Here is a 10,380-nt window from a genome sequence, read left to right as displayed (position 1 = left end):
CTACACCTGCGGCGGGGTGATGGTCGACCAGAATGGCCGCACCGACGTCACGGGCCTGTACGCCATTGGCGAAACCAGCTTCACCGGCCTGCACGGCGCCAACCGCATGGCCAGCAACTCGCTGCTCGAATGTTTCGTGTATGCGCGCTCGGCTGCAGCCGACATCGTTGCGCAACTGGATGATGTCGCCGCGCCAAGCGCCCTGCCCGTGTGGGACGCCAGCCAGGTGACCGATTCGGATGAGGACGTGATCATCGCGCACAACTGGGACGAATTGCGGCGGTTCATGTGGGACTACGTCGGTATCGTGCGCACCAACAAGCGCCTGCAACGGGCTCAGCACCGTGTGCGCCTGCTGCTGGACGAAATCGACGAGTTCTACAGCAATTACAAAGTCAGCCGCGACCTGATCGAGCTGCGCAACCTGGCCCAGGTCGCCGAACTGATGATCAGCTCAGCGATGGAGCGCAAGGAAAGTCGCGGCCTGCATTACACCCTCGACTATCCCGACCTGCTGCCCGAGGCGCTCGACACTATTCTGGTGCCGCCCACCTACGTCGGCTGAACTTGAGCCGGACCCGCAGGCGTCGGTGCAAGTCCGCCGCCTGCGAGTCACGCGGTACGCAGACCGATCTGACCCGCCACTCCCCACGCAAACGAAAGCGCAGCACCACGATCAGTGGCAGCGCCAGGCTGTCCGGGCGCAGTTGGACAGCCTGCCAGCCATCGGCCTGATTCCACAGTTGCCAGCCATCGGCATCCCGACGCAACCCTCGAAACGCCCTTGGATGGCTCAGCAGAATCTGCCTTGGCAGCACCCGAAAAGCGTGCGCAAGACAGGCGAAAGCCCCGAGCACACTGGCCCAGAGCGGAATCGAAAGCAGAAACAAGGCACCCAGTGCGAACGCCTGGGCCGACAGATACACCGCCAGCAACTGCCTTGAGGCGTGCCAGCGGCATTCGAACGAGTTACTTGGGCTGAACACGGTCCAGAATCATGCGAACCATGCGCTGCAGCTCAGGATCTTCAGACTCGCTGCGCTCCATGAACCAGCCGAACATGTCCTGATCCTCACACTCCAGCAGGCGAACGTACAATGCGCGATCGACCTCGTTCAGATCGGCATAAACCTCTTTCACGAACGGCACCAGCAACACGTCTAGCTCAAGCATGCCGCGGCGGCTGTGCCAAAAGAGGCGATTCAGTTCAACTTGTTCGACCATGGGGCCCTCCTCAAATTTGCCGGCAAGTATACAGGCCCGGCGCGGGCCGCACAGTCGGCTTTGGTCGGGCACCACCGATCCTTTATCAACTACCCATTTCAACAACGCGCCCTTATGATGTGCCCCAGTCTATTTACCCTGCGATGACCCATGGCCGATTCTGCTTTTTTCTGCACCCTGTCTCATGAAGGCGTTCTCGCGGTTCGCGGCGCGGATGCCGGAAAATTCCTGCAAGGCCAACTGACCTGCAATATCAATTACCTGAGCGACACCCGGGCCAGCCTCGGCGCCCGCTGCACGCAGAAAGGCCGGATGCAGTCGAGCTTCCGCATCCTGCTCGAGGGTGACGGCGTGGTGCTGGCGATGGCCAGCGAGCTGCTGGAGCCGCAACTGGCGGACCTGAAAAAGTACGCGGTGTTCTCCAAATCGAAACTCACCGACGAAAGCGCGGCCTGGGTGCGCTTTGGCCTGGAGCATGGCGATACCGCCCTGACCAGCCTCGGCCTCGATCTGCCAGCCGAAACCGACAGCGTCGTGCGCAACGAAGGATTGATCGCCATTCGCGTCTCGCCGCAGCGCGCCGAACTCTGGGCGCCGGCCGATCAGGCCGATGCGAGCAAAGCCAGACTGGCCGCAGCCCTGCCCGAAGCCGGGCTGAATCAATGGCTGCTGGGCCAGATCCGCGCCGGTATCGGCCAGGTCATGTCGACCACCCGCGAGCTGTTCATCCCGCAAATGCTCAACCTGCAAGCCGTCGGCGGCGTAAGTTTCAAGAAAGGCTGCTACACCGGCCAGGAAATCGTCGCGCGCATGCAGTACCTGGGCAAACTCAAGCGCCGCCTGTATCGACTGAGCCTCGACACTGCCCAATTGCCAGAGCCTGGCACCCCGCTGTTCGCACCGAGCCACAACAGCTCCATCGGTGAAGTGGTGCTGGCTGCCCACGCCGGGCAAAACATTGAACTACTGGCGGTGCTGCAGGCCGAAGCTACCGAAGCGGGCGACCTGCATATGGGCAGCCTCGAAGGGCCCGCCCTGCATTTGCTCGATTTGCCCTACGAACTGGATCGCGACCGCGAAATCCAGCGCTGATCGCAGCGTTTGGTTGCAACACCCTAGAGAGTCTAAATGAGCGAACTGGCGGAAAAGGTCCAACAGGATTTGGTTGAGGCCATCGATAACGATGACCTGGTTCTGCCAACGTTGCCGGAAGTGGCCCTGCAGATTCGCAAGGCCGCTGAAGACCCGGAAATCAGCGTCAGCGACCTGAGCAAAGTGATCGGCCGAGACACGGCGCTGTCGGCGCGTCTGATCAAAGTGGTCAACAGCCCCCTGCTGCGGGCTGCACAGGAAGTCACCGACCTGCACACCGCCATTACCCGCCTGGGTATCAACTACAGCAGCAACCTGGCAATCGGGCTGGTGATGGAGCAAATCTTCCACGCCCGCTCCGAGGTGGTTGAACAGAAGATGCGTGAAGTCTGGCGCAAGAGTCTGGAGATCGCCGGTGTCAGCTACGCGCTGTGTCGGCGCTACACCCAGCTCAAGCCCGATCAGGCCGCGTTGGGCGGGCTGGTGCATCAGATTGGCGTACTGCCGATTCTGACCTACGCCGAAGACCATTACGAACTGCTGTCAGATCCTGTCAGCCTCAACCATGTGATTGATCACATTCACCCGCTGCTGGGCGACAAGTTGCTGCGTGTCTGGGAGTTTCCTGAACGGCTGGTGGAATTGCCGGGGCGTTATCAGGACTTCAAGCGCGATTCGACGACCATCGACTATGTCGATCTGGTGCAAGTGGCGAGCCTGTACTGCCACAAGGACACCGACCATCCGTTTGGGCGGATTGATCCGCTCAGCGTTCCGGCATTTCGCAAGTTGGGGATTGATCCGGAGAACGAGGCGCTGTGCGCGGATCTGGAAGAATCGCGGACGATGTTTTACTGATCCGAAACCGAGACGCCCCCTTCGCAAGCAAACCCGCGCCCACAGGAGACAGCATTCGTCTGTGGGAGCCGGCTGGCTCGCGAAGAAGTCATGACAAACCACGGCAACTCAGCCGGCAATAAAACTGACCCGCACTTTAAGCCCCGCCTGCTCGCCATCATGTAACGTGATCTGCGCCAGGTGCGCGCGACAGATTTCCCCGACAATCGCCAGCCCCAGCCCTGAACCGGCCACCTGCTGATTACGCCGGTAGAAGCGCTCGAACACTCGATCGCGCTCCTGCAGCGGGATCCCCGGTCCGTCATCCTCGACCTCAAGCACCGCTGGCGCCGTCACCCGCAAAATCACATTACCGCCCGGCGGCGTGTGGGCCAGTGCGTTGTCCACCAGATTGCTCAGCAATTCATTCAGCAGCGTCGGCTCACCGCGCAGCCACACCGGTTCGTCCGCCTCCAGCGCCAGCGCCACCCCGCGTTTGTGCGCCAGCGGTGCCATGGCCATGCCCAACTCGCGGGCCAACTGGCTCAGATCGAGCAACTGCGCACCGCCCTCGGCAATCGCCCGCGCGCCGTTTTCGACCCGCGCCAGCGACAGCAATTGATTGGCCAGATGGGTCAGACGGTCAGTGCTTTGCGCTGACGACTCCAGCGTGCTGTGCCAGGTTTGCGGATCATTCGAGCGCAGGCCCAGCTCCAGCCGAGCCTTCAACGCCGCCAGCGGCGTGCGCAATTCGTGGGCGGCATCGGCGATAAACTGCGCCTGCCGTTCGAACTGCCCCCGCAGGCGCTCGGTGAAATGATTGAGGCCGCGCACCAGCGGCCACAGTTCATGCTGCACTTCCACTAATGGCAGCGGACGTAAATCGTCGGGTTGGCGCTCCTCCACCGCGGTGCGCAAACGCTCCAGTGGACGCAACGCGGCACTGACCGCAAACCACACCAACAGCAACGCACCGATCGCCAGCATGCCCAGGCGCAACAAAGTGTCGGCCGCCAGACTGCGGGCCATGCTGACCCGGGCTTCGTCGGTTTCGGCCACGCGGATTTCCGCCATGCCATTCATGTTCGGCTCGGTGACCGCTTTCAACAGACTGACCACACGCACGTTCTGCCCGCGGTAGGTCGCGTTATAGAAGCGCGCCAGAGCCGGATAATCATCGGTTCTGGGGGTGCCGGGCGGCGGGCCTGGCAGGTTTTCATAACCGGAAATCAGCTTCTGATGGATGTCATTGACCTGGTAATAAATCCGCCCGGCGCTGTCGTAAGCAAACGTGTCGAGCGCCACGTAAGGCACATCGGCACTCAGGGTGCCGTCGCGTTGCGACAAGCCCGCCGCGATAGTCCGCGCCGAAGCCAGTAACGTGCGGTCATACGCTGTGTCGGCGGCTTCGCGACCATTCCAGTAAGCACTCAAGCCGCTGGCGAGCATCAGCACCACCAGCAGCAACGCGAGGTTCCACAGTAACCGCCAGCGCAGGCTGCTGGGCTTATGCATCGCGGCTTTCCAGCAAGTAGCCGAGGCCACGGAAGGTCACGATAGCCACCGGTTGGCCGTCGAGTTTCTTGCGCAACCGGTGCACGTAGATTTCGATGGCATCGGGGCTGGCCTCTTCATCAAGGCCAAACACCTGCGCGGCCAATTGTTCCTTGCTCATCACCCTGCCCGGCCGGGCGATCAGGGCTTCCAGCACGGCCTGCTCGCGGGAGGTCAGCGTGAGCAACTCTTCGCCGAGAGTGAAACGCCGGGTGTCGAGGTCATAGGCCAGCACACCGCAGCGCTGTTGCCGCTCGCCGCCAAGCACACTGCGCCGCAACAGGGCTTTGACCCGCGCTTCCAGTTCCGTCAGTTCGAACGGTTTGGCCAGGTAATCGTCAGCGCCTAGATTCAACCCGTGCACGCGATCCTTCACATCGCTGCGCGCCGTCAGCATCAGCACCGGCAGATTTTTCCCGCGTGCCCGCAAACGCGCCAGCACTTCAAAACCATCCATGCGTGGCAGGCCGACATCAAGGATCGCGACCGCGTATTCCTCGCTGCCCAGCGCCAGATCGGCGGCCACGCCATCGTGCAACACATCCACGGTCAGACCGGTGCTCTTGAGCGCCTGAGCGACACTTTCGGCCAGTTGCAGATGGTCTTCGACGAGCAGAACACGCATGGTTTTTTACCTCGTTCAGGGATGGCCGACGCCACGCTTTGCCGCGGAGTTTACAGCCGCCACCGCAGCTGTGAAGCCCGAAAACCGTGAAAGCCAGCTGAAAGGTTAGTGAAAGGTTAGCCCGTTAGAGTCGTGCTACGGACAGTCCCGACTGCCGTCGCTGATGCCACACAGCGCAAAGAAAAACGCCTCGAAGCGTTTTCGACCAATAAGAACAATAAACGGAGTACACCCGCATGCAGTCCGTGCAGCCTCAGGCGTCCACGCCTGTTCGCCCTTCCCGCTTCAGCCACGCCACCCTCGCCAGTGCCGCCGCCCTCGCCGGTTTTTCGCCGCTGAGCTACGCCGACTTTATCGAAGACAGTTCCGCCACTTTCGAAACCCGCAACATGTACTTCAACCGCGACTTTCGCGACGGCACCAGTGCCCAGCAAAGCAAGCGGGATGAATGGGCACAAGGGTTCATGCTCAACCTGCAGTCGGGTTACACCGACGGCACTGTGGGGTTCGGTGTCGATGCGTTGGGCATGCTGGGCGTCAAACTCGATTCGAGCCCGGACCGCACCGGCACCGGCCTGCTGCCGACCCACGATGACGGGCGCGCCGCCAACGAATACTCCAAGGTCGGCCTGACCGGGAAAATGAAAATCTCTGCCACTGAACTGAAAGTCGGCAGCCTGATTCCTGAGCTGCCGATCCTCAAGCCGAACGACGGGCGCATCCTGCCGCAGACCTTTGAAGGCGGCCTGCTGACCTCTAAAGAAATCAAGAACCTGACGTTCACCGGTGGCCGCCTGGAAAAAGCCAAGGACCGTGACAGCACCGACTTCGAGGACATTGCCCTCAACAACAAGAACAGCCGCTTCGCCGGCACTGCGGTCGGCAAGCATTTCGATTTTGGCGGCGTCGATTACAAGTTCACCGACAAGATCACCGGCAGTTACCACTTCGCCCAACTCGACGAAGTCTACAACCAGCACTTCTTCGGCCTGGTCGCCTCGCGTCCGATGGGCCCCGGTACGTTTGCCACCGACCTGCGCTTTGCGGTCAGCGATGATCAGGGCGCGGCCCGTGGCGGCAAGATCGACAACCGCTCGCTCAACGGTCTGGTCAGCTACGCCCTGAGTGGCCACAAATTCAGCGCCGGCTACCAGCACATGTCCGGCGACAGCGCTTTCCCGTATGTCGATGGCAGCGACCCGTACCTGGTCAACTTCGTGCAGATCAACGACTTCGCCGGCGCTGAAGAACGCTCCTGGCAGGCGCGCTACGACTTTGACTTCGCCAAACTCGGCATTCCTGGCCTGAGTTTCATGAGTCGTTACCTGAGCGGTGACAACATCAAGCTCAAGAACGGCGAAGAAGGCAAAGAGTGGGAGCGCAATACCGAGATCAAATACGTAGTACAAAGCGGCGCCTTGAAGGATGTCGCCGTGCGTTTGAGGAATGCCACCTACCGCTCCAACTACTCCGCTCGCGATGCAGACGAAGTGCGTTTGCTGGTGAGCTATAGCGTTGCCCTTTGGTAATTCAGTACGTCCATAACAACAACTCCCAAGGAGACATAGATGAACTTATCACTGCGTAAAGTTGCTCTAGCCGCTGGCGTCATGCTGTTCGCCGGCCAACTCATGGCCGAACCGAAACGTCCGGAATGCATCGCCCCCGCCTCCCCCGGCGGTGGTTTCGACCTGACCTGCAAACTGGCGCAAAGCGCGCTGGTCAACGAAAAACTGCTGACCAAACCGATGCGCGTGACCTACATGCCCGGCGGTGTCGGCGCGGTGGCGTACAACGCCGTGGTCGCCCAGCGTCCGGCCGACGCCGGCACACTGGTGGCGTGGTCCAGCGGCTCGTTGCTCAACCTGGCGCAGGGCAAGTTCGGTCGTTTCGATGAAACCAACGTGCGCTGGCTGGCAGCGGTCGGCACCAGCTACGGCGCCATCGCGGTCAAAAGCGATTCGCCCTACAAGACCCTCGACGATCTCGTTCAGGCCCTGAAGAAAGATCCAAGCTCGGTGGTGATCGGTTCCGGCGGCACCGTCGGCAGCCAGGACTGGATGCAAACCGCACTGATCGCCAAGGCTGCCGGGATCAACCCGCGCGACCTGCGTTACGTCGCGCTCGAAGGCGGCGGCGAAATCGCCACTGCCCTGCTCGGCGGTCACATTCAAGTCGGCAGTACCGACATCTCCGACTCCATGCCGCACATCCAGAGTGGCGACATGCGCCTGCTCGCGGTGTTTGCCGACAAGCGCCTCGACGAACCGGAAATGAAAGACATTCCGACCGCTCGCGAGCAAGGCTACGACATCGTCTGGCCAGTGGTGCGCGGTTTCTACCTCGGGCCGAAAGTCAGCGACGAAGACTACGCCTGGTGGAAAGACGCGTTCGACAAACTGCTGGCCTCCGAGGATTTCGCCAAGCTGCGCGATCAGCGTGAACTGTTCCCGTTCGCCATGACCGGCCCGGAACTGGACACCTACGTGAAGAAGCAGGTCGCGGACTACAAAGTGCTGGCCAAAGAGTTCGGCCTGATCCAGTGATCGCCTCTGTCTAGCGGCTGCGTTCCCGGTTGCGGGGACGCGGCACAGGAGCTCCCATGCTTATTCAACGCATTTTCGCCTCGGTGCTGTTGCTGGTCTGTGCCGGCCTGGCCCTGATGGCGTGGCCGTACCAAGCGGCCTTTTCCTACGAACCGGTGGGCCCGCGCGCCTTCCCTCTGCTGATGCTCGGCCTGATGGGCTTGGCGCTGCTGTACATGGTGTTCCGCCCGGCACCGATCAAACACAGCGAAGACGAGCCGCCTCTGGATCGCGAAACCCTGACCAAGATCGCGATCTGCGTCGTCCTGCTGCTGGTGTTCGCCGGCACGTTCGAACCGCTGGGTTTCATCATCGCCAGCATCATCACCGGTGTTCCGATGGCTCGCCTGTACGGCGGCCGCTGGGTACCGAGCGTGGTGATCATCAGCCTGATGGCCATCGGTCTTTACTTGCTGTTCGACCGTTTGATGGACGTTCCGCTGCCCCTTGGCCTGCTCAGCGTTCTGGAGAACTGATATGGATACTCTTGGCTATTTGGGTCAGGGTTTCGGCGTCGCGCTGAGCCCTTACAACCTGGTGACCGCGCTGTGCGGCACGCTGATCGGCACCGTCGTCGGCCTGTTGCCGGGCCTGGGCCCGATCAACGGCGTGGCGTTGCTGATCCCGATCGCATTTGCCCTCGGCCTGCCACCGGAATCGGCACTGATCCTGCTGGCAGCGGTGTACCTGGGCTGCGAATACGGCGGCCGGATCAGTTCGATCCTGCTGAACATTCCGGGCGAAGCCTCCACCGTGATGACCACCCTCGACGGCTACCCGATGGCCCGCAAAGGCCTGGCCGGTGTGGCGCTGTCACTGTCGGCGTGGAGTTCGTTCATTGGCGCGTTCATCGCCACCTGCGGCATGGTCCTCTTCGCACCGTTGCTGGCGAAATGGGCGATTGCTTTTGGCCCGGCGGAATATTTTGTGCTGATGGTGTTCGCGATCGTCTGTCTCGGCGGCATGGCCGGTGACCGTCCGCTGAAAACATTCATTGCGGCGTTGATCGGTCTGTTCCTGTCAACGGTCGGCATTGATGCCAACAGCGGTGTGTACCGCTTTACCGGCGACAACATTCACCTGACCGACGGCATTCAGTTCGTGGTGCTGGTGTTGGGCCTGTTCTCGATCAGCGAAATTCTCCTGCTGCTGGAAAAAACCCACCACGGCCAGGAAGCGGTGAAAGCCACCGGCCGGATGATGTTCAACTTCAAGGAAGCGGCGTCGGTGTTCGTGGTCAACGTCCGTTGCGGCGTGCTGGGCTTCATCATGGGCGTGTTGCCGGGTGCCGGCGCGACGCTCGCCAGTGCCGTGGCCTATATGACCGAGAAACGTCTGGCCGGCGCCAGCGGCAAGTTCGGTGAAGGGGATGCCCGTGGCCTCGCCGCGCCGGAAACCGCGATCGGCGGCGCAGCCTGCGGCGCTCTGGTACCGATGCTGACCCTCGGCGTTCCCGGCTCAGGTACCACGGCGGTGATGATCGGCGCCCTGTCGCTGTACAACATCACCCCGGGCCCGCTGCTGTTCCAGCAACAACCGGACATCGTCTGGGGCCTGATCGCGTCGCTGTTCATTGCCAACATCATGCTGGTGATCCTCAACATCCCGATGATCCGCATCTTCACCCGCATTCTCGCCGTGCCGAACTGGGCTCTGGTGCCGGTCATCGCGATCATCACCGGGATTGGCGTCTACGCGGTGCACGCCACCACGTTCGACCTGTTCCTGATGATCGGTATCGGCATCTTCGGCTACATACTGCGCAAGCTGGACTTCCCGCTGTCGCCGCTGCTGCTGGGGTTCATCCTTGGCGAACTGATGGAGCAGAACCTGCGTCGCGCCCTGTCGATCTCCAACGGTGCGCTGGAAATCCTCTGGTCGAGCCCGATCACTCTCGGCGTCTGGGTGTTGACAGGGATCATGCTGTTGATGCCGATCATCCGTATCTGGCGCAAGCGTGCGGCTGCGCAACGCGCCATTGCCGATGTTTGATCGCTCCGCGCTCAAATCCTGGTGGGGCACCCCGCTGGTCGGTCTGCTCGGCGGTTATCTCGCCAGTCAGATCGGCTGGCCGCTACCGTGGATGGTAGGCTCGTTGCTGGCGATCATCCTGGTGCGCTGCCTGACGCCCTGGCAGCTCACGGAAATCCCCGGCGGCCGCAAATGCGGCCAATGGATCGTCGGCATCGGTATCGGCCTGCACTTCACCCCGGTGGTGATGGAGCAGGTGCTCAGTCATTTCGGTCTGATCTTCTTCGGTGCGCTGGTCACCAGTCTGTCGGCGGTAGTCGGCGTCTGGCTGATGCGCCGCACCGGCGAAGATCGCGCCACGGCATTCTTCTCCAGCATGCCCGGCGGTTCCGGAGAGATGGTCAACCTCGGTGCGCGCAATGGCGCGATGCTCAGCCATGTCGCGGCGGGGCAGAGTCTGCGGGTACTGGTGGTGGTGCTGTGTGTGCCGGC

General features: G+C 61.8%; 12 protein-coding genes. 8 read left to right on the top strand and 4 right to left on the bottom strand.

What is annotated here, in order from left to right; translation table 11 throughout:
• The coding region (locus DBR24_RS32340; RefSeq protein ID WP_256591536.1) for an FAD-binding protein at positions 1 to 565 on the top strand (565 nt) is incomplete at its 5' end.
• Here the strand turns inward: DBR24_RS32340 and DBR24_RS15755 are convergent.
• Positions 534 to 986: a protein YgfX gene (locus DBR24_RS15755; protein ID WP_128615222.1), complete on the bottom strand. Its 453-nt coding sequence runs from the start codon at positions 984 to 986 to the stop codon at positions 534 to 536. The genes DBR24_RS32340 and DBR24_RS15755 overlap by 32 nt on opposite strands.
• On the bottom strand, positions 970 to 1,224 hold the full coding sequence (locus DBR24_RS15750) for a succinate dehydrogenase assembly factor 2 (protein ID WP_095049216.1): 255 nt from the start codon (positions 1,222 to 1,224) through the stop codon (positions 970 to 972). The genes DBR24_RS15755 and DBR24_RS15750 overlap by 17 nt, the downstream gene beginning before the upstream one ends.
• A gap of 150 nt (positions 1,225 to 1,374) precedes the next feature.
• On the opposite strand from DBR24_RS15750, the gene DBR24_RS15745 reads away from it, so the two are divergent.
• Both DBR24_RS15745 and DBR24_RS15740 read left to right on the top strand, forming a co-directional pair.
• Positions 1,375 to 2,316 carry a folate-binding protein YgfZ gene (locus DBR24_RS15745; RefSeq protein ID WP_128615221.1) on the top strand — a complete coding sequence of 314 codons (942 nt, stop codon included), beginning with the start codon at positions 1,375 to 1,377 and terminating at the stop codon, positions 2,314 to 2,316.
• 36 nt (positions 2,317 to 2,352) lie between these two features.
• Complete coding sequence (locus DBR24_RS15740) at positions 2,353 to 3,174, top strand: HDOD domain-containing protein (RefSeq protein WP_123465457.1); 822 nt, start codon at positions 2,353 to 2,355, stop codon at positions 3,172 to 3,174.
• Positions 3,175 to 3,282: 108 nt separating this feature from the next.
• Here the strand turns inward: DBR24_RS15740 and DBR24_RS15735 are convergent, their stop codons facing one another.
• Both DBR24_RS15735 and DBR24_RS15730 read right to left on the bottom strand, forming a co-directional pair.
• Positions 3,283 to 4,668, bottom strand: a complete 1,386-nt coding sequence (locus DBR24_RS15735; RefSeq protein WP_123465455.1) for a sensor histidine kinase — start codon at positions 4,666 to 4,668, stop codon at positions 3,283 to 3,285.
• Positions 4,661 to 5,332, bottom strand: a complete 672-nt coding sequence (locus DBR24_RS15730) for a response regulator (RefSeq protein ID WP_034153139.1) — start codon at positions 5,330 to 5,332, stop codon at positions 4,661 to 4,663. Before DBR24_RS15730 ends, DBR24_RS15735 begins: the two co-directional genes overlap by 8 nt.
• 236 nt (positions 5,333 to 5,568) lie before the next feature.
• Here DBR24_RS15730 and DBR24_RS15725 point away from each other — a divergent pair, with 236 nt between their 5' ends.
• The 5 genes from DBR24_RS15725 to DBR24_RS15705 form a co-directional block, all read left to right on the top strand.
• Entirely contained in the window at positions 5,569 to 6,861 is a 1,293-nt protein-coding gene (locus DBR24_RS15725; RefSeq protein WP_123465453.1) for an OprD family porin, read from the top strand.
• A 39-nt stretch (positions 6,862 to 6,900) separates the two neighbouring features.
• Positions 6,901 to 7,878: a tripartite tricarboxylate transporter substrate binding protein gene (locus DBR24_RS15720; RefSeq protein WP_128615220.1), complete on the top strand. Its 978-nt coding sequence runs from the start codon at positions 6,901 to 6,903 to the stop codon at positions 7,876 to 7,878.
• 56 nt (positions 7,879 to 7,934) lie between these two features.
• A complete protein-coding gene (locus tag DBR24_RS15715) occupies positions 7,935 to 8,393 on the top strand; it encodes a tripartite tricarboxylate transporter TctB family protein (RefSeq protein WP_128615219.1) in 459 nt (152 codons plus the stop codon).
• Position 8,394: 1 nt separating this feature from the next.
• Positions 8,395 to 9,909, top strand: a complete 1,515-nt coding sequence (locus DBR24_RS15710) for a tripartite tricarboxylate transporter permease (protein ID WP_128615218.1) — start codon at positions 8,395 to 8,397, stop codon at positions 9,907 to 9,909.
• On the top strand, positions 9,902 to 10,380 hold a 479-nt coding region (locus DBR24_RS15705; RefSeq protein ID WP_177490575.1), incomplete at its 3' end, for an AbrB family transcriptional regulator. The genes DBR24_RS15710 and DBR24_RS15705, both read left to right, overlap by 8 nt.

Origin of the sequence: Pseudomonas sp. HMWF006 (assembly GCF_003061205.1) — a bacterium.
In the GTDB taxonomy this organism is placed as follows: Bacteria; Pseudomonadota; Gammaproteobacteria; order Pseudomonadales; family Pseudomonadaceae; genus Aquipseudomonas; species Aquipseudomonas monsensis.
Note: the sequence above shows the minus strand (reverse complement) of the source record. Positions and strands in the feature narration are given on the sequence as shown.